The organism is Pseudomonas baetica (genome assembly GCF_019733355.1).
Lineage (GTDB): Bacteria > Pseudomonadota > Gammaproteobacteria > Pseudomonadales > Pseudomonadaceae > Aquipseudomonas > Aquipseudomonas baetica_A.
The window spans coordinates 23801-41914 of sequence record NZ_JAIHLQ010000014.1; the positions used below are offsets into that span (position 1 = coordinate 23801).

20 protein-coding genes and 1 tRNA gene are annotated in these 18114 nt (G+C 58.4%); 8 read left to right on the plus strand and 13 right to left on the minus strand.

The features are described from left to right. Positions 1–135 precede the first annotated feature (135 nt). From K5E40_RS14345 to K5E40_RS14370, 6 genes are all read left to right on the plus strand, one after another. On the plus strand, positions 136–1623 hold the full coding sequence (locus tag K5E40_RS14345) for a sensor domain-containing diguanylate cyclase (RefSeq protein ID WP_221731353.1): 1488 nt from the start codon (positions 136–138) through the stop codon (positions 1621–1623). Positions 1624–1627: 4 nt separating this feature from the next. Then, the gene (locus K5E40_RS14350; protein ID WP_311775952.1) at positions 1628–1846 is read left to right on the plus strand and encodes a cysteine-rich CWC family protein; all 219 of its coding nucleotides are present in this window, start codon (positions 1628–1630) and stop codon (positions 1844–1846) included. A 32-nt stretch (positions 1847–1878) separates the two neighbouring features. Further along, positions 1879–2571: a pseudouridine synthase gene (locus K5E40_RS14355; RefSeq protein ID WP_221731355.1), complete on the plus strand. Its 693-nt coding sequence runs from the start codon at positions 1879–1881 to the stop codon at positions 2569–2571. Between the two features lie 317 nt (positions 2572–2888). After that, the gene (locus K5E40_RS14360; protein ID WP_221731356.1) at positions 2889–3773 is read left to right on the plus strand and encodes an alpha/beta fold hydrolase; all 885 of its coding nucleotides are present in this window, start codon (positions 2889–2891) and stop codon (positions 3771–3773) included. 158 nt (positions 3774–3931) lie between these two features. Continuing rightward, positions 3932–4005, plus strand: a tRNA-Gly gene (locus tag K5E40_RS14365). Positions 4006–4335: 330 nt separating this feature from the next. Beyond that, on the plus strand, positions 4336–4500 hold the full coding sequence (locus K5E40_RS14370) for a type II toxin-antitoxin system HicA family toxin (protein WP_311775950.1): 165 nt from the start codon (positions 4336–4338) through the stop codon (positions 4498–4500). A gap of 15 nt (positions 4501–4515) precedes the next feature. Here the strand turns inward: K5E40_RS14370 and K5E40_RS14375 are convergent, their stop codons facing one another. Next, positions 4516–4878, minus strand: a complete 363-nt coding sequence (locus tag K5E40_RS14375) for a DUF6124 family protein (RefSeq protein ID WP_221731357.1) — start codon at positions 4876–4878, stop codon at positions 4516–4518. 570 nt (positions 4879–5448) lie between these two features. Between K5E40_RS14375 and K5E40_RS14380 the strand changes: the two genes are divergently transcribed. Together K5E40_RS14380 and K5E40_RS14385 are read left to right on the plus strand one after the other, a co-directional pair. Continuing rightward, positions 5449–6177, plus strand: a complete 729-nt coding sequence (locus K5E40_RS14380; RefSeq protein ID WP_221731358.1) for a class I SAM-dependent methyltransferase — start codon at positions 5449–5451, stop codon at positions 6175–6177. Between the two features lie 144 nt (positions 6178–6321). Continuing rightward, positions 6322–7578, plus strand: coding sequence for a VWA domain-containing protein (locus K5E40_RS14385; RefSeq protein ID WP_221731359.1), 1257 nt, complete (start codon positions 6322–6324; stop codon positions 7576–7578). 81 nt (positions 7579–7659) lie between these two features. Here the strand turns inward: K5E40_RS14385 and K5E40_RS14390 are convergent, their stop codons facing one another. The 12 genes from K5E40_RS14390 to K5E40_RS14445 all read right to left on the minus strand — a co-directional run bounded on the left by K5E40_RS14390 (position 7660) and on the right by K5E40_RS14445 (position 18038). Next, the gene (locus K5E40_RS14390; protein WP_221731360.1) at positions 7660–8238 is read right to left on the minus strand and encodes a TerD family protein; all 579 of its coding nucleotides are present in this window, start codon (positions 8236–8238) and stop codon (positions 7660–7662) included. A 27-nt stretch (positions 8239–8265) separates the two neighbouring features. Continuing rightward, the gene (locus tag K5E40_RS14395; protein ID WP_221731361.1) at positions 8266–8841 is read right to left on the minus strand and encodes a TerD family protein; all 576 of its coding nucleotides are present in this window, start codon (positions 8839–8841) and stop codon (positions 8266–8268) included. Positions 8842–8872: 31 nt separating this feature from the next. Further along, the gene (locus K5E40_RS14400) at positions 8873–9871 is read right to left on the minus strand and encodes a TerC/Alx family metal homeostasis membrane protein (RefSeq protein ID WP_221731472.1); all 999 of its coding nucleotides are present in this window, start codon (positions 9869–9871) and stop codon (positions 8873–8875) included. A 43-nt stretch (positions 9872–9914) separates the two neighbouring features. Further along, entirely contained in the window at positions 9915–10364 is a 450-nt protein-coding gene (locus K5E40_RS14405) for a tellurite resistance TerB family protein (RefSeq protein WP_221731362.1), read from the minus strand. Positions 10365–10410: 46 nt separating this feature from the next. Continuing rightward, complete coding sequence (locus K5E40_RS14410) at positions 10411–11577, minus strand: TerD family protein (RefSeq protein ID WP_221731363.1); 1167 nt, start codon at positions 11575–11577, stop codon at positions 10411–10413. Then, positions 11577–12161, minus strand: a complete 585-nt coding sequence (locus tag K5E40_RS14415; protein WP_221731364.1) for a TerD family protein — start codon at positions 12159–12161, stop codon at positions 11577–11579. The genes K5E40_RS14410 and K5E40_RS14415 overlap by 1 nt, the downstream gene beginning before the upstream one ends. Positions 12162–12163: 2 nt before the next feature. Then, a complete protein-coding gene (locus K5E40_RS14420; protein ID WP_221731365.1) occupies positions 12164–12919 on the minus strand; it encodes an HAD family hydrolase in 756 nt (251 codons plus the stop codon). Beyond that, complete coding sequence (locus K5E40_RS14425) at positions 12916–13866, minus strand: HpcH/HpaI aldolase/citrate lyase family protein (RefSeq protein ID WP_221731366.1); 951 nt, start codon at positions 13864–13866, stop codon at positions 12916–12918. The genes K5E40_RS14420 and K5E40_RS14425 overlap by 4 nt, the downstream gene beginning before the upstream one ends. After that, entirely contained in the window at positions 13866–14960 is a 1095-nt protein-coding gene (locus tag K5E40_RS14430) for a cysteine protease StiP family protein (protein WP_221731367.1), read from the minus strand. Before K5E40_RS14430 ends, K5E40_RS14425 begins: the two co-directional genes overlap by 1 nt. Continuing rightward, positions 14953–15711, minus strand: coding sequence for a trehalose phosphatase (locus tag K5E40_RS14435; RefSeq protein WP_221731368.1), 759 nt, complete (start codon positions 15709–15711; stop codon positions 14953–14955). Before K5E40_RS14435 ends, K5E40_RS14430 begins: the two co-directional genes overlap by 8 nt. Then, complete coding sequence (locus K5E40_RS14440; RefSeq protein ID WP_221731369.1) at positions 15701–16828, minus strand: phosphoribosyltransferase domain-containing protein; 1128 nt, start codon at positions 16826–16828, stop codon at positions 15701–15703. Before K5E40_RS14440 ends, K5E40_RS14435 begins: the two co-directional genes overlap by 11 nt. A 70-nt stretch (positions 16829–16898) precedes the next feature. Then, positions 16899–18038, minus strand: coding sequence for a trypsin-like peptidase domain-containing protein (locus K5E40_RS14445; protein WP_221731370.1), 1140 nt, complete (start codon positions 18036–18038; stop codon positions 16899–16901). Positions 18039–18114 lie beyond the last annotated feature (76 nt).

Genomic DNA, 18114 nt, shown 5'->3' on the forward strand with positions numbered 1-18114 from the left:
CAGGCGCCCACCTACAAAGGGTGGTGTCACTTCAGGCGAATACAGGAACGACCATTCGCGCCGCACATGGGGCAGATATTTCCCCCGCAGTCCCATTAGAATGTTTGCCATCGGGCCACTGCCAACGGATCTGCCATGCCGCTTCGTTCTCCGCTGTACTCCCAACGTTCACTGGTGTTGACGCTGATCGCCCTGCTGGGCGCCGGTTTCCTCGCCACCTCGTTGCTCAGCTACTACGCCTCGCGCACGTCGATCCGCGACAACATCGTCAACACCGAACTGCCGCTGACGTCCGACACCGTGTATTCGGAAATCCAGAAAGACCTTGTCAGGCCGATCCTGATTTCCTCGATGATGTCCCGCGACACCTTCATGCGCGACTGGGTGGTAAACGGCGAACAGAACCCCGAGCAGATGACCCGTTATCTCGACGAAGTCATGACCCATTACGGCGCCTACACCGCGTTCTTCGTCTCCAACAGCACCCTCACCTACTACCACGCCAAAGGCGTGCTCAAGCAGGTCAAGGTCGAGGAGCCGCGTGACGCCTGGTACTTCCGCGTGCGCGACATGAAAGACCCGTACGAGATCAACGTCGACCCGGATCTGGCCAACAAGGACAACCTGACGTTCTTCATCAACTACAAGGTCTACGACTACCACAACCGCTTCATCGGCGCGGCGGGTGTCGGCCTGACGGTGGACGCGGTGATCAAGCTGATCGACAAATACCAACAGCGCTATCAACGCAGTGTGTACTTCGTCGACACCTTTGGCCGACTGGTATTGACCGGTGCCCAGGGCGGACCTGAAGGCGCGCACATTGGCCAGAGCCTCGGCGAAATCGACAGCATGAAAAGCCTGGTCAGCCAATTGCCCAAGCCCCACAGCGGCAGCTACGAATATTCCGCCCACGGTCAGGGGCACTTCCTTAACGTGCGGTTTATCCCGGAGTTGAACTGGTACTTGTTCGTTGATAAACGCGAAGACGGTGCACTGAGTGAAATCCGTCAGTCGCTGTACCTCAATCTGCTGATCTGCCTGCTGGTGACCTTGATTGTGTTGGCGCTACTGAACCGCGTGATCAAACGGTTTCAATCGAAAATCCAGGCCCAGGCCACGCTCGACAGCCTCACCGAACTGCCGAACCGGCGCGGCTTTGATCTGCTGGCCGCGCAAGCCCTGCACGAAGCGCAACGCGAAACCAAATCGCTGACCGCGTTGCTGCTCGATCTCGATCACTTCAAAGTGCTGAACGACACCTACGGCCACATGGCAGGCGATCAAGTGTTGATCGGTTTCGCCCGGGATCTACAGAGCTGCCTGCGCCATGCCGACATCGTCTGCCGCTGGGGCGGTGAGGAATTTATCGTTTTGCTGAAGGACACCGACGGCGAAACCGGTCAGAAAATTGCCGAGAAGATCCGTCAGCACGTCGAACAACACGAATACGCCTACAACGGCCACACGCTAAATCTGACGGTGAGCATCGGCGCCACCACCCTGCAACGGGATGACACCTTGCACAGCCTGCTGTCCCGGGCCGATCATGCGATGTACCGGGCCAAACAAACCGGCCGCAACCGCACCTGCGTGGAAATGCCTCACTCGACTTATGCCTGACGTCATTGAAAGACCCGACCTCTGCCCGGCCTGCGGTGCCCGCAACGACTGCAGCCTGGCCGACCCGCGCACCGCCGACCGCGCCTGCTGGTGCTACGGCGTGAGCATCGACCCGGCAGTGCTCGAAGCATTGCCGCCCGAACTGCGCGACAAATCCTGCCTGTGCCCACGGTGCGCGCAGGTCGAGGCGCAACTGCAAGCGGCCAGCCAGCCAATCCCGTAAGATGCGCGCCCTTCACCCAGCGAAACCTGAACATGCGCGTCGACCGTTTCCTCAGCAATCTGCCCCGCTACAACCGTCAGCAGGTTCGCCTGTTGCTGGTGGAAAAGCGCGTGCGGGTTGACGGAAAAATCGTCATCGATCCCCACAGCGATGTACTGGAATTCAGCCGCGTCGAAGTCGATGACCAAGTGCTGCAACTCGGCAAACCGGCGCGCTACTTCATGCTGCACAAGCCTGCGGGCTGCGTCAGCGCCACCCGCGACCCACAACACCCGACCGTGCTCGAGCTGATCGATGAGCCGGACAAAGACGACCTGCACATCGCCGGCCGCCTGGACTTCAACACCACCGGGCTGATGTTGATCACCAACGATGGCACATGGTCGCGACGCCTGACCCAGCCGCAGACCAAATTGCCGAAGGTCTATTACGTCGAGACCGAACAGGACATTGGCGCGCACTACGCGCTCACGTTTGCCGAGGGGATCTACTTTGCTTTCGAGGATCTGACCACGCAACCGGCGCATCTGGAGTTGCTCGGCCCAAGATCGGCGCGCTTGAGCATCGTCGAGGGCCGCTACCATCAGGTGAAGCGCATGTTTGGCCATTTCAACAACAAAGTCCTGCGCCTGCACCGCGAATCCATGGGTCCGTTGCTGCTCGATCACGCGCTAAAACCGGGCGAGTACCGCGCTTTGCGCACCGAAGAGATTCAATTGTTCTAAACCCGCGACCGCTCAGCAGAAGTCGTCGAAGAATTTACCAACGGCACTTGCGCGATCCTGATCCCCCTGCTTGAATCAGGACGTCGGCCGAAATGTGACCGGCGAGTCACACCATACCTCTAAGAAACTTTTTGCCGGTAGACAGCCCTCAGGGCTGCGCCTCAGCCGGCAGACTGCCCGCCAATAACAATACCCGTCGACCTGCCGTACCGGATCGACATGGGCCAAGCAAATTTCAGGCGTATGCCTACCTGTCACAAAGCTCGTGCAATCTCTATTTGCGCGCATACCCGCTTGCTTGCCAGGAGTCTTATGACATGAGGCCAGAAATCGCTGTGCTGGATATACAGGGTCAGTATCGGGTTTACACGGAGTTCTATCGCGCAGACGCCGCAGAAAAGACCATCATCCTGGTCAACGGCTCGATGGCCACGACTGCGTCGTTTGCACAGACTGTGAAAAACCTGCACCCGCAATTCAACGTGGTCTGCTACGACCAGCCCTACGCGGGCAAGTCAAAAGCCCACAACCTGCACGAGAAACATCTGACGAAAGAAGTCGAAGGGCAGATCCTGCTGGAGTTGATCGACCACTTCGGCGCTGAGCATGTGTTGTCGTTTTCCTGGGGCGGCGCCGCCACACTCGTTGCCCTCGCACACCAGCCACGGCGCATCGAAAAAGCCGTGATCAGCTCATTCTCTCCGGTGATCAACGCGCACATGCTCGATTACCTGGAGCGCGGCGTCGACTACCTCGGCCAACGCGATGGCGACCGGGTCGGTGAACTGGTCAACAGCACCATCGGCAAACATCTGCCGTCGCTGTTCAAGCGCTTCAACTACCGCCACGTCAGCAGCCTGGCCGAGCACGAATACGGGCAGATGCACTTCCACATCAGCGACGTGCTCCACAGTGATCGTCTGTGCTATTTGAATGCAGCGCAGAAAATCAACGTGCCGGTGCTGTTTCTCAACGGTGAATGGGACGAGTACACCGCCGCCGACGATGCGCGCCTGTTCGGCAACCATGTGGCGCAGAGCACCTTCACCACGCTGCAGGCCACCGGGCACTTTCTCGACATGGAGCACAAGACAGCATGTCGCGACAGCCAGAACGCCCTGCTCGGCTTTCTGAAACCGGCACCGCAGGCGAGCCGAACGCGTTACTCGTTTGTTCAGGATCACCATGCACTGGCCATTTGAAAAAGCGTCGTCGCGAGCGAGCCTGCCGGGCTGAGATTTTCGTTTACTTACCCGCAGCGCTCACCCGCGATTGACCGTTTTCAGCGATTTAAAGCCATCGCACGCAAAAGAAAACTTCAAATTCGTTGGCGACTCTGGTACAAAGTCAGCCGCTCTGAGCGGGTATAGTTTAATGGTAGAACAGTAGCTTCCCAAGCTTCCGACGAGGGTTCGATTCCCTCTACCCGCTCCAATCGAATATAGGTCTCACGTCATGCTTTTTGACGGGGGATGCAGAAACAGAAAAAACCGGCCTTGATGGCCGGTTTTTTTGTGTCTGAAAACGGGTCCATGTCAGTTTGTCGAAACAATGCAAAAGCCGGCAACACACTCTCCAGCCCCTCGACAGTTCCTTTTCTAGACGCCCTCTCGCCACGATCTCGACAACGGACGATGACCACTCGGTGGTTATAGTGTTGATCACAGAAAACCAGTAGGCATAGCACCCACCGAGCACACCACAGAGAGGTGTTGTGAATAGCCATTTTTAATCGGCCGGCTCGTCGCAGGCATTTGGTATTGAGTGAGCGTCAGAGGCCGTCATCATCACTTCAAGCATCCGACCAAGCCTGGACTGGTCACGGTGCCGCACCCGAAGAAGGATCTGTTGAAGAAATTTTGCAGCAGGGTTGAATTTTGCTACAGCCATGAAAAACCGGTCTTGAAGACCGGTTTTTCATGGCTGTAGAAAGCCGCGCCGCGCCTACTCCGCAGGCATGACGTTATCCAGCGCCTGATTCACCGCCAATTCGCCCAACATGACGACCTGCGCAATGCCGAGTATGGTCTTGCGGTGCGAGTTGTCGAGCAGCGCGGCGAAGTTGTTGAGCATGGTGGTGGCCGAGCCGAGGGTTTCGCTGGCGTTGGCCAGCAGGGATTCGGTGTCGTACGCCGGATTGGCGAGAAACATCGGTTCGGGCTCGTTGGTAGAGCCCATGATTTGGGCTGCTGGGTTGAGACCGTGGTCGAGGGCGCGTTTGGCGGCTTCGTGGGATTTTTCTGAGCCGGTCGATTCGTAAGGGGATGCCGGATCGGTTTCTGGGGGGTTGGGCGTAACTTTGAACATGAAATCTTCCTCTATCGGTAACCGCAACCATCCCGCTGCTATACGAAAGGGTGGCAGCTGTGCGCAAGTTAGCAGACCGGTAGGAAGACCAAAAACCCGGCGCATCCGAAGATGCCATGCGCACAGCCACCATCAAGCGCAGGCGAACCTGACTGGAAGATGCATGTGCAACCGTTGGTCAAACCTAGCCGGGCTGCTAAACCCGATCACTGGAAATCAGTGACGCGAACCAAGTTACCGACCGCCCCCCAGGCGCACAAGCCGGCGGATTCTGGCGTACCGGTAGGCAACGACGCAAGGATTTGTAGGCTTCAGGACGTAACACCGAACGCCTCTAAACACATCCTTCAGAAAGCGTTTACGCACACCCAAAAAACGTCGATTCGTCCGACATTACAGATCCACAACACTCCACCGGTTCTCACTTGGTGCACGACCCGCTAGCATTTCCTCATCGACCACCCCCCTCTCCCTGCGCGGCCATCGACGAATACGCGTCATCACTTTCGAGGGAATCCCAATCGCGGCCAATTTGCCGCTGACGACTGAACTCAAAAGAGCACTTCACCCATGACTCAAAACATTTACGACGATCCCGAATTTTTCCAGGGCTACAGTCAGATGAACCGTTCCATCGGCGGCCTCGATGCCGCGCCGGAATGGCCGGCGCTCAAAGCGCTGCTGCCCTCCCTGCATGGCTTTAACGTGGTGGACCTGGGCTGCGGCTATGGCTGGTTCAGCCGCTGGGCCAGTGAACAGGGCGCGGCTAACGTGCTGGGGCTGGATGTCTCGGAAAAAATGCTGGAGCGCGCGCGCGAAACCACCACGGCGGCGAACATCCGATACGAACGCGCCGATCTTGAACAACTCGCCTTGCCCGCTTGCAGTGTTGACCTGGCTTACAGCTCGCTTGCGCTGCACTACATCAAGGATCTGCCGGGGCTGTTTGCCCACCTCTACGGCGCGCTGAAACCGGGTTCGCACTTTGTGTTCTCCATCGAGCACCCGATCTTCATGGCACCGCGCAATCCGGGTTGGCTGATCGACAGTGAAGGTCGCAAGCGCTGGCCGCTGGACAGTTATCAGATGGAAGGGGAACGCGTAACGAACTGGCTGGCCGAGGGCGTGATCAAGCAGCATCGCACGGTCGGCACGTTGCTCAATTCATTGATTGGCGCTGGTTTCAGCATTCGTCATGTCAACGAATGGGGGCCAAGCGATGCGGATATCGCGGCGCAACCGGCGCTGGCTGAAGAACAGGAGCGGCCGATGATGATGTTGGTGGCGGTGCAACGCTGAGCACAAACCCATCGACCGTCGCTAGCCGGTTTAGGGTGATAATGCGCGGGCTATTCAATCGCCCGCGCATTATCGGATAACAGAATATTCGGCGTGCGCCGACGCGTTGCGCCGAGGCAGCAAATCATCACTCAAGGAAGCAAGATGCAGATCACCCAAGGACAGCGGCTCCCCCTGTCAAACATTCTTCAGGGGCAATCGCTCACACTCGCGGTACAGATCCAGTCCAGCGACGTCATCGATTTCGTCTGTTTCGGCGTCGACGCGCAAGGCAAACTTTCAGACGATCGCTACATGGTCTTTTTCAATCAACCGACGACGCCATGCGCCAGCGTAAAAATCGAAGATCAGGGCCGCTTTCAAATCAACCTCGCGCAGTTACCCACCTCCATAGACCGCTTGGTGTTCACAGCCTCCATCGACGGCCAAGGGACGATGAGCGCTATCGGTGCCAGTCACTTCAGCGTGTCCAACCCTGCCGGCCAGACCGTCGCTAAATGTGCGTTTTCCGGGGCGACGTTCAGCGCCGAGAAAGCCATTATGGTTGCCGAGCTGTATCGCAAGAACGGCGAATGGCGCTTGCTCTCGAACCTGCAAGGTTACGCACAAGGTCTGGATGCGCTGGTGAATCACTTCGGTGGCGAGGTTGCTGAAAGCCCTGCGCCAGCACCAGCACCAGCACCAGCACCAGCCAAAATATCCCTCGAGAAAAAAATCGCCGACGCCGCACCGCATCTGGTCAGCCTGGCAAAGAAAGCACAGATCAGCCTGGAAAAAGCCAACCTCACCCATACCAAGGCCCGGGTTGTTCTGGTGCTTGATGCTTCTGGTTCAATGAACCATAAGTACGCCAAAGGCCGGGTGCAGGAAGTGGTCAACCGGCTATTGCCGCTGGCGGTGTCGTTCGATGAGGACGGCGAGCTCGATTGCTGGGCGTTCGGCGCCAAGCCGTTGCGCCTCTCGCCGGTGACGCTGGGCAATCACAAGGCATTCATCGACACCGACAATAGAGGTTGGAGAAACTGGGAACTCGGCAGCCGGATCAACGATGAGCCGAAAGTCATCCAGAAAGTCGTGGAGCAGTTTAAGCAATCCGACGACGGCACGCCGATGTATGTCCTGTTCATCAGCGACGGCGGCGTGTCTGAAAGCCGCAAAATCACTCGTCTGATGGTCGACGCGGCGAACCTGCCGATTTTCTGGCAATTCGTCGGGCTCGGTGGCCACGGCTACGGCATTCTGGAGAAACTGGACACCCTGCCGGGACGCGTGGTCGACAACTGCGGCTTCTTCGCACTGGACGACCTGCACGACATCAGCGAGGAACAGCTCTATGACATGCTGATGGCCGAGTTCCCGATCTGGCTCAAAGAGGCCAAGGCCAAAGGCATTATTCGCTGACGGCGTGCGGATAATTGCGCTGCCCGAACGCCGGGCAAGAAAAAGCCCCCTCGCGAGGGGGCCCCTCCCAACCCTTTCAGGTTAGCCGATGCTCACGCCGTGAGCTTCGGCCAGAGGCTTCAAGCCGCCAGCGAAACCCTGGCCGATCGCCTTGAACTTGAACTCTTCGCCGTTGCGATACAGCTCACCGAAGATCATCGCTGTTTCGGTGGAAGCGTCTTCGCTCAGGTCGTAGCGGGCCAGTTCTTTACCGTCAGCCTTGTTGACCACACGGATGTAGGCGTTGGACACCTGACCGAAGCTTTGCTTGCGAGCTTCGGCGTCATGGATGGTCACCGAGAACACCAGTTTTTTCACAGCGGCAGCCAGGCCGTTGAGTTTGACGGTGGCTTGTTCGTCATCGCCTTCGCCAGCACCCGAACGGTTGTCGCCCATGTGCTCAACGGAACCGTCGGCAGAGGTTTTGTTGTTGTAGAAAATGAAGCCGTTGTCGTCGAGCACTTTGCCGTTTTCACCGACGATGAAAATCGACGCATCCAGGTCGAACTCGGCGCCGTCAGTGACACGCGGATCCCAACCCAGGCCCACGATCACTTCGGACAGGCCCGGAGCTTCTTTGGACAGCGAAACGTTGCCACCTTTGGACAGACTTACAGCCATGTTCAGATTCCTTTTGTTGGGGGTTGCTTAGAAGTTCATACCGTAGGAGTTGGCCAAGGCGCGCAGGCCGCCGGCGTAACCCTGACCCACGGCTCGGAATTTCCACTCGCCGTTGTGGCGATACAGCTCTGCGAACACCATCGCTGTTTCAGTAGAGGCGTCTTCAGCCAGGTCGTAACGAACCACTTCGGCACTGGTCACGTCATTAACGACACGGATGAAGGAACCACCCACCTGACCAAAGCTTTGCTTGCGCGCTTCGGCGTCGTGAATGGTCACGACGAAGACCACCTTGTCTACGTCAGCCGGGACACGGCTCAGGTCGACCTTGATCACTTCGTCGTCGCCGTCGCCAGCACCGGTGCGGTTGTCGCCAGTGTGCTCAACCGAGCCGTCCAGGCTTTTCAGCTGGTTGTAGAAAATGAAGTCAGCTTCGCCGCGGACCTTGCCATTCGCACCCAGCAGAAGAGCGCTCGCGTCCAGGTCAAACTCGGCGCCGTCAGTTGCACGCGGATCCCAGCCCAGGCCAACCAGAATCTTGCTCAGGCTCGGGTCGGTTTTGGTCAAAGACAGGTTTGCACCCTTTTGAAGAGTCAGTGCCATGGGTATTACTCCTTGTGGTGAAGACGATTACTCATTGGTTTTCAAGCGGTGCATCTTCCTTTGCAGGGAAGATCAGACTGGCAACGACGCCTATCGCCAGAACAACCATCACGATCAGCAAACTGGTGTTCGCGTCGATGGTATAGCCGTGATGGAACATATGATCCGTTGCATTCAAGCCCAACTTGACAGCAATGAAGAACAACAGTGCGATAACCGATTTTTCCAGGTGGACCAGATAGCGTTTCAGGGCTTCCAGAACGAAGTACATGGTGCGCAGGCCCAGAATGGCGAACAGCATGGCCGAGTAGACGATCAGCGGCTCGCGACTCACGGCGATCACCGCCGGCACAGAGTCGAAGGCGAACAGAATGTCGGACACCTCAGCCACCACCAGGCACAGGAACAGCGGCGTGGCGAACAGCGTGCCTTTGGCCGCGAGCGTCATACCCTGGTGCTCAGGTTTCTTCAGTTCCACTTCGAGTTGCTTGCGGGACACAAAAAAGTTGTGGCCATACAGCTTTGGCCATACAGGAAAGAGCTTTTGCGCGAAGCGGTAGGCCATGTGCTTGGAATAGTCCTCCTCTTCTTCGTCATCACCGCCGCTGCGCAGCATCATGATGGCGGTCCAGGCGACGATCACGGCAAAAACCACCTCGACCCATGGGCCAAACGCCAACAGGCCGGTGCCAATGGCAACGAAGATCCCACGGAACACGATCGCGCCGATGATCCCCCAGTACAGCACCCGGTGACGCATGCCATCAGGCACTTTGAACCAGGCAAAAATCGCCATGAACACGAACAGGTTGTCGACGCTCAGGACTTTCTCCAGCGCATAACCGGTGACAAACAGGCTCGCGACCTGCGGCCCGTGCTGGACATACAGAAAGCCTGCGAACGCCAGCGAGATGGCAATCCAGAAAACCGACCAGATTGAGGCTTTAGCCAGCGAAATGGGCTTGTCGCCACGGTGCGTAACCATGTCGAGCAGCAGTGCGCCCAGCGCAATACCGACGAATACCGCCATGGTCAGTGGGGGAAATCCAATGTGACTGTCCAAGTACAGCTCCTTAAAGTTCGAAATCAGCCGGGTTCAAACCCAGCTCAAGGCAAATCTGACGGCAAGCCGCTTTTTCTTTGTCGTCGAAGTTGCCATCCGACGCGCCGATGGCGCAGGCAACACGGACCAGTAAGCGGCCAGCACCCGCATCGTTCTTGATCTTGCCGATGGTCTTCAGCGCTTCCGCCTGACCGATCTGAAAGTCGAACTCAAACTTTTCGCAGTGAGCGTTGAAGGACTTGATGACGTCGGCCATGTTGAAAACCTTCAATTCTGACGAGTTGTTGATGAACCCGGCCATTTTGGTTTTCTCGGCGGAGGAGATCTCTCCGTCTGCAGCAGCGACCAATGCGCAGGCTGCGGTCGTGGCATCCATGAATTTCTGATTTTTGAACTTGCTGACCTCAGAGGTCAGTTTGTCGCGTGCCAATGCAGCGTTTTCTTTAAGCCATGCAAGCATTTTGAAGTCCTCTAAAAGGGCGGGGCCCCAAGCCCCGCCAAGGTAACTATTTCGAACCGGCGCGCCAGTTCATGCCCCAGCCGTAGGCTTTATCCACCGCAGAATGCCCACGGTGGAAATCCACCCGCCGGGAAACCTTGACGGCGCCGTTGTCATTTTCGAGCATCGCAATGGCGCACATACCATCGCGTCCGCCCTCTTCGTTGAGGCGAACCTCGATCTCCGGCTGATTCGGGATGTAGATGGTTACTACGCCATCGGTCTCGCGCCAGTTAGGAGCCCCTTCGTAGATGAAGGCGAAAATCAGGATGCGGCGTACTTCAGCCCACTTCGCGCCATTGATGTGCAGCCACTCGCCACCGGCGACAGAGCCGGTACGGTCGTCACCCATCAGTTGAATGTAAGGCTCTTGGTTCAGGCTGCCGAAGCAGTTGCCAAGCGCTTGCACGACGCCCTTCTCACCGTCCTGCAACTCGTACAGGCAACCCACGTCGAGGTCGATCGAAGAACTGCTTTTGAAGAAGCCGCCAGAGCTGCGCTTGTTCCAGTTCAGGTTGACCTTGATCTCACCGAAACCGGCCGCGGTCTTCTCCAGACTGATAGAGCTGCGCGTCTTGTCGAGGGTCACCTTGCTCAGGCTGATCGACGACTTCGGCGCCGCAGGTGCAGGCGGCACGGGTGTTGGAGCGGGTGCTGGCGCCGCTGCTGGCGCGGCGACATCGACCCCGAAGTGCTTGGCCAATGGCTCAAGCCCGCCGTTGAAGCCCTGTGCAACACAACGGAATTTCCACTCACCCTGGCGACGATAAAACTCGCCCAGGATCAGCGCGGTTTCCTTCATGCCACTGGTAGAGATCTGCGCTTCGATACCACCGGACACCACGACCGACAGCTGCGAGACGCGCTCGAAACTGGCCTTGTTTTCGTAGATCGTGGCGGTCAGTGCGACCTTTTCCACGGCCGGCTCCAGTCGGCTCAGGTCAACTGTGAACACCGCGCGACCCGCCGAGGAGTCGGACAAGGTGACCGCACCGCCCAGCACACTCGGCTGACCGTAAAAGCACATATCGCCATCGCCGCGAACCTTTGCCGTGGTTCCCAGAGCGAAGGCCGAGACATCAATATCGGCGCCTGGAATCGGCGAATAATTGATGTCGACGCGAAGCGGGCCGCTGGCAACGGGTGCGTTGCCGCCCGGAGCAAGAGTGGCCATTAGCGCAGCGCCTGAACGGCCAGGTTCACCAGGTCATCGGCGGTACGGCCGTTGGTGGTCTGGCCGATAGCGGTGAACTTCCAGCCATCGCTATCACGAGACAGGCTAGCCATCACGATGCCGGTGTGGGCGCCACGCTCGGACAGATTGAAGCGGGCCAGCTCATTCTTGTTACTGGCGTTGACGATGCGGCAGTAGGCGTTTTCGACTTTTTCGAAGTTCTGCCCGGTGAAGCTGTTCACCGTAAAAACCAGGTGCTGGACGACCGCCGGCAGACGCTGCAGATCAACGTGGATGGTTTCGTCGTCACCCGCGCCTTCACCGGTACGGTTGTCGCCGGAATGCTGGATCGAACCGTCCTGAGATTTCAGTTGGCGGAACCACACCAGGTCGATCGGTTGAAGGCTGGCGTCGAGCAGGATGCACGAAGCGTCCAGGTCGATTTCACCACCATTGCCCATCAACTTGCCGAGAAAACCGGCCTTTACCGGGTCCCAACCCAGGCCGAGGCTGACGCTGGTCAGCGCAGTGCCGGCGGTTTTTTCCAGGGAAATGGACTGTTTTTTGCTCAGGGTAAGTGCCATCGTTACGCTCCTTGTTGGTCATCGGTGTTCATGTGGCGATCGGATGTGCGCGCCACATGCAGGTCGGCCTGCGCACCGCGCACGCCCGGATTTATTCCATTGGCGACTCGCAGACGTCCACGACGCCATGCCGGATGAAAATGCCGCCAGTGCGGTTCTTCGGCTGCGGCGAGCAACTCATGATCACCTCGGGTATCGCCCCAGGCTTTGATCCGGAATTGCTGCAAAACGCCGTAGACAGCCTCAAGCCTCTGGACTTTGTTCTCGCATCTGCAGTTGTTGCCGGTGATGTGCCCGGTCAATACGCCGTCCACCACTTCCAGTTCGGTGCCGATCAAACTGACGCCAAGACGCTCGGCGAAAGGCTGCAGTACCAGCGCCGGTGAAGCTGAACAGAGCGTCACCACCGCGCCGGATTTGATCTCGGCCTCAATCGCCAGCAAGCCCGAAGGACGCATCAATCGCGGCCAGACCCGCGTGCAATAACTCGCGGCTTGCTGTTGCAGCCACTCAAGCTTCACACCGGTCAGAAACGTGCGAATCAACTGCGCCTTGAGTTCGTCACGGCTCATGCGCCGCACGACGAATCGCAGGCTGGGTAGCGCCAGACTGAGCAGGCGCCGATTGAACTCCCGTGCTCCGAATGCAAACTTCAGAAACGGTACGAAACTGTCGTGCCGGGTCAATGTGCCGTCGAAGTCGAACACCGCAAGGACTGGCCGCTGCAGCGCGGTTGCATTGTCGATCTGCTCTTTCATCCTGAGGCCTCAGCCAGACGAATCGATGTTTCGCCGGCACCGGCTTCCGCATGACGGATACCGTGCCACCGCGCGCGCTCAAGAATCCGGGTCGCCCATTTGTAATGGGTCGCGGGCTCACACATTGCGTCGTTATGCCTGAATACCGCCGGTGCTACGTCGCTGACGATCAGTTTGGCGCTGTTGAAATCCTCGAGGCTGACGCGCAGGGTGTCCTGAATGATTTCAATCTGACTGGGGTGAATGGCGGTCTTGCCGACCAGACCATGGGCGATATCGAACTCCAGTTCTTCCTTGAGCAACTGAGGCGACGCCAGTTGCTCGAACACCGGTGCCGTCAACGCAAAACCTTGCGACCCCATGACCCCTGCCAACATCGGGATCACGTATCCCATCGGCGTGCTGTAGAGCGTGGTGCTCGGATTGCGACGCAGGCCAAGGCTGCCCATCAAGTCGTTTCCACCGATGCGCAAGGCGATGATTCGCTGGTCGAGGCTGGCCTTGAGCGCCTGCCCCAGTTCAACCATGGCGCCAGGATTGAAGACATCTGTGGTTTCCAGCGTCGGCATCAGGAACAGCGCGGGATTAGTCACGGCCTGCTCCCAGGCGCCCAGATTGGCCAGCGTCAGTTTCGGGATGACGAATCCATCGACATGCGACATCAGCGGCCAGTCGTTGAGTACCGCAGCCATCTGCGAGTCACGCGGGCGAACGAACAACAACGGGCCGCCCTCGGGACGACCGCCACGCTGATCGATAACCGTCAGCAAGCCATGCAGATTGGCCAGCGCCGTTTCGATATCAATGTCTGCAATCGCGTCCTCGAGGCAAACCACCAGGGAGCGAAGTTCCGGCAATTTGCTTCGGAACACCACATCAAGCAGATCCGGCCGGGTGGCGGGCATGTAAAGCGTGGCACCGAGGGCATAGGGCGAGAGGGTCTTCATCAGCCCAGACTCCGAATGATCGTCACTGCCCGGTAAGGCCCCAACTGCGCACCGACCTCCTCGACTGGAACGCCGGCAGCTTCTGTCAGGTGCATCAGCAATTGCACATCGCTGTCGCTACGGTCGCGGATCAACACATGGTGCGGGACACGACGCAACACGGCGCGTGTCGCCTCGGCGATGCCCGGCTTGACCCGATTGAGATTGGTCACCTCAAAACGTGCCGCCAGCGATTCGACGACGTGGGTGGCCGCGCCCTGGAGTTCGAGACGCTGTTCGTCGGTCCACGGCAGGGCTTTGGGGACGATGCCCAAGACTTTGCGCTGGGCTTCGATCTGCTCGATGAATACCTGTGTCACATCGTGCTCCTGCAGGTGGTCATAGACCACGCAGCCGTGCAGCCCGCCGTTTACAGGCCAGATCGAACGTGAGACGAGACCGGAGACTGTGGCTCCCAGAATCCCCGAGGGGATGACCCAATCCTCGGCGGACGCCGCCATCCACGCTCGGCCGCAAGGATCGGCCAGCACGACAAGTCGCGGAGATTTCGGGAAGCGTGCATCAGCGCTCAGGCTGCGCTGAATTTCGCCGCTGATCGCGCCCTTACCGGTCCAGCCATCGACGAAGACGATGTTCTCGGCCCCGTGAGTCTGAATGATGGCCTCCAGGGCAACCGTGTCGATGCCGCGATCACGGACGATGCTGATGCCGTAATGGAAGGCTTCGCGCCCCATCTCGATCAACGCACGACGCAACAGCACACCCAGCGGGAGGCCGGCGCGTACAAACGACACCAGCACGATAGACGTGCCGGTACACGCCTCATTCAAACCTAGCGCCAGTGCTTGAACATCCGTGGCCATGCGCGCACCGTTTTGCGCCAGAACACGCTCGTACAGTGCCTTGTGAGTTTCACTTGGGGCGCTTTCCTGACTGATCATTTCAGAATAGTGCTTCTGCTTCGTTTGAATCAGTCGCTCTTTTTCCTCGACGTCCGTCACGTCCATCTGCACGGCCTGCAACAGGAAATGCACGTCATCCGGCGCATAGCTTCCGCTGCCCACCGTTACCAGGTCGGTGATGGTTTCATTCATGGATCGAAGCCCCTGCCCGCTTGGCCAATTGGCTGCGCGTCGGAGTCGCCCACAGGTGGCACTCCTCCATGAAGGCCAGATCGGTGATGCTGTCGCCAAAGCCCAGCACAGGGCGTTCACCGTTGATTTCACGATCACGGCGCAACCACTCCTGAACCGCTGCCTGCTTGGACAAGCCCTGCGGCAGGAACGCCAGGTTGTTGCTATTGGCGTGAATATGCATGCCATCCAGCAATCCCTGAGCCTGAACTTCAGCCAGCACCGCGCTCAGCACCTCGTCACTGGATTCGTTGTGCTTGGTCACCACGTAGTGGCGCAACCCCTGCTCTTCAACCACCCAACCGCGCAAGGAAATGCCCAACTGCCGGCCAATGGCCAGCGTCGCCTCACTGAGCTCCGGCAGGCGGCTTTGGTAGGCCGCGAGGATATCGCTCATGCGGTCCTGCCAGGCCTGATCGAGCTTGCCGTCCGGTCCCAGGATCACACCGCCATGGGAGCAAATGGCGCCTTGTTGAAATGGCAGCTTGACCCGCGTGAACGCTTCTACGCTGCGCGCCGTTACCGCTACCACATCGGTCGTTGCCAGCAGCCATTCGGCCATCGACTTCTGCACAGGGCTCATGTAGCCGTTGGGCTGGCCATGTATATCAAGTGTCGCCGTGTGGCGTGGTGTGCCTTCTTTCATCTTGCGCGCGGTTTGAAACAACGTGTCGTCGAGATCAACCAACGCCAAGGGGCGATTAATTGTCATCGACGATCACCTGCGCGTTCAAAGTCTGCAGCAACTCGGCAGAGACCGCCTGCGCTGGGGTTTCCGAACAGATCAGCACCCGATCGAATTGACCCGGGCGCACATTGTAGAGGAAGTTGGGAATGCCCAGACCGTAGTTATCAGCGAACGATAAGGCGTGCTCGATCACGTGGCCCAGTGCAATCGGCGAGCGGCTGGTCGAACTGAAATGCACATCCGCGCCCGCGCGCTCCAGACGTTCGGCGAGCAAGAACGGACGCCAGACAAACTCACTGGTGCCCACGACCAGAATCCGCTCGCCGGGTTGTACGTGAAGGTCTGGGGCCAACGAGTCGCCAACAGAGCGCACGCCCAAGCGTCCCCAGTCATTATCCGAATTCACCGGCCAGTCACCGGCGGCGATAGTGCCCACCGCAGGCATATCGGGCAATGGCGCATCGGGGTCTTCGAAGAATTGGTAAGAACCCTGCAACAGCGACACTTGATGCGCGCAATCACCCAGCGCAGCACGCACTGCGCCGCCGGACCAATCCGTCAGCACACAGGTCACGACTTGTTCGACCTTGTCCAGACCGGCATCGACCAGAGCACGGTGCAGATTGATGAACGTCTTGCCCGTCGAGGCCTCGTCATCAACCAGCACCAGCGAACGGGCATTGAGCATCTGCTCACGCACTTGCGGATCGACTGGCAAGTGAATCAGATGCGCACTGGCATGGCTGTGCTCTTCTTCAAAACGGGTAAACAACTCGGTTCCCGTGGGATGACGGGTGCTGACCATATACACCGTATCGGGGCGAGTGGCGCTATATGCCCGATGCACGCCGGCACCGAGGCCGACGGCGGTTTCGGCCATGCCGATAACCAGGACAGGCCCCGGCAAATCCGCCGGAATTTCTGCGGCCAGGCTTTCAAAACTGGCGGCCATCACCGAGGGACGCACCGGAATATGTCGTCCGAGCACTTTAGACACGAACAGGAATGCCCGCTTCGGATTACGACGCTCGGCGAAGCCGAACAGTGAGTCGGGGGCAATGACAGCATCATCAACGTTGACGTCAAGACGTCCACGCATCAGTTGTGCGCTCAGCGCTTTCGTTGCTGTACGAGGTTCCATTAACAAATTCCTGCCTTGGCGTAGGATCACGATCCAGCGCCTCTTCGGTGGGTTTCAATTCAAAGATGAATCAGAGATTGGTAGCTTCCACCCGCCACATTGATGTTTGAGCTTCGCGCGCTATCTGCGCCGCGGTGAACGTCTGGCCAGATGCGTTTTTTTTGCCATCAACACGACAGGCATCAAGGAAAGAAATCAGCAGCGACGCTTTCACCGCAAAATTCATGTTCTGTGCATCGGGTACCGATGAGGTGACGAGGCCGACCACGGCTCCCGAAAAATCAAACAGCGGGCTGCCGCTGGACCCAGGCTGGATGGCAGCAGTGAACTGCAACAGGCTGGCGTCGTTGTGCAAACCGAACAGCGCCGACACCCCACCTTGAGTGACGTGGACGCCGCCACCGGCAAAACCGGCCAGTGGAAAACCCAACGCGACAATGTCTTCACCCAGATCGCAACCGAATCCGGATTTGAAGGCCACTGGCTTCAACACGGGGGAATCGATCACCCGCAGCAGGGCAATATCGTTACGCCGATCAATCACCACGGGGTCGACACGATAGCGCCCGTCAAACGAAGCGATGTGAATCTCACGCATACCTTCAATAACATGGGCGCAGGTCATGACATGGTTGGCCGAGACAGCGAATGCTGTGCCGCTGGCGCTGCTCGCGGATCGGCCAGCCCCTGGCGCGTTTGGGCGTCCCTTGGGATGCGCTTCGTCGATCTCGAGACCGATGCGACGGCCGAGCGCCGCCAGACCGTAGGCAGAACCCTCGGCCAACGCGCGAAATTTCCATTGCTGATTGCGGCTGTAAAACTCGCCGATGATGATGGCGGACTCGCCGTTTTCGCGCAGATCCAGGGAGAACTCGATCTGGCCATCCACCTGCAGGTGCAGGTTTCTCAGTTCGCTGATCGGGCCGATGGCAGAAAACGTATAAACCACAAGAAGCACGCGGTCGCTACCCGCCGGGATGTCATCAAGGTTCAGCTTGCAGCCGACTTTTTGCTGATCACCTACCCATTCCATCCACGCGCGTGGCGTTTGAAAAAGGGCGGCTTCACCTTTCGGGCGGCGTTTGTCATCAACCGGCAATATGGCAACCGCGGCATACTCCCCGAAAGCCGAAGAGTTTCCGCACTCCAGAGTCCATTCACTCCGGGCGCTTGATATTGCGGTGTTTGCGCCGGGCGCGAGCACCATCATTCCTTGAAAACTCCTTGTTTTGCTTCCTGCGTGGGTCGGTGTCGAACCACACAAACGCGCAAATGGTACCAGACTT

Coding starts and splice junctions, on each gene's coding strand:
- K5E40_RS14345 (WP_221731353.1), top strand. CDS start 136: ATGCCGCTTCGTTCTCCGCTGTACTCCCAACGTTCACTGGTGTTGACG.
- K5E40_RS14355 (WP_221731355.1), top strand. CDS start 1,879: ATGCGCGTCGACCGTTTCCTCAGCAATCTGCCCCGCTACAACCGTCAG.
- K5E40_RS14360 (WP_221731356.1), top strand. CDS start 2,889: ATGAGGCCAGAAATCGCTGTGCTGGATATACAGGGTCAGTATCGGGTT.
- K5E40_RS14375 (WP_221731357.1), bottom strand. CDS start 4,878: ATGTTCAAAGTTACGCCCAACCCCCCAGAAACCGATCCGGCATCCCCT.
- K5E40_RS14380 (WP_221731358.1), top strand. CDS start 5,449: ATGACTCAAAACATTTACGACGATCCCGAATTTTTCCAGGGCTACAGT.
- K5E40_RS14385 (WP_221731359.1), top strand. CDS start 6,322: ATGCAGATCACCCAAGGACAGCGGCTCCCCCTGTCAAACATTCTTCAG.
- K5E40_RS14390 (WP_221731360.1), bottom strand. CDS start 8,238: ATGGCTGTAAGTCTGTCCAAAGGTGGCAACGTTTCGCTGTCCAAAGAA.
- K5E40_RS14395 (WP_221731361.1), bottom strand. CDS start 8,841: ATGGCACTGACTCTTCAAAAGGGTGCAAACCTGTCTTTGACCAAAACC.
- K5E40_RS14400 (WP_221731472.1), bottom strand. CDS start 9,871: ATGGCGGTATTCGTCGGTATTGCGCTGGGCGCACTGCTGCTCGACATG.
- K5E40_RS14405 (WP_221731362.1), bottom strand. CDS start 10,364: ATGCTTGCATGGCTTAAAGAAAACGCTGCATTGGCACGCGACAAACTG.
- K5E40_RS14410 (WP_221731363.1), bottom strand. CDS start 11,577: ATGGCCACTCTTGCTCCGGGCGGCAACGCACCCGTTGCCAGCGGCCCG.
- K5E40_RS14415 (WP_221731364.1), bottom strand. CDS start 12,161: ATGGCACTTACCCTGAGCAAAAAACAGTCCATTTCCCTGGAAAAAACC.
- K5E40_RS14420 (WP_221731365.1), bottom strand. CDS start 12,919: ATGAAAGAGCAGATCGACAATGCAACCGCGCTGCAGCGGCCAGTCCTT.
- K5E40_RS14425 (WP_221731366.1), bottom strand. CDS start 13,866: ATGAAGACCCTCTCGCCCTATGCCCTCGGTGCCACGCTTTACATGCCC.
- K5E40_RS14430 (WP_221731367.1), bottom strand. CDS start 14,960: ATGAATGAAACCATCACCGACCTGGTAACGGTGGGCAGCGGAAGCTAT.
- K5E40_RS14435 (WP_221731368.1), bottom strand. CDS start 15,711: ATGACAATTAATCGCCCCTTGGCGTTGGTTGATCTCGACGACACGTTG.
- K5E40_RS14440 (WP_221731369.1), bottom strand. CDS start 16,828: ATGGAACCTCGTACAGCAACGAAAGCGCTGAGCGCACAACTGATGCGT.
- K5E40_RS14445 (WP_221731370.1), bottom strand. CDS start 18,038: ATGATGGTGCTCGCGCCCGGCGCAAACACCGCAATATCAAGCGCCCGG.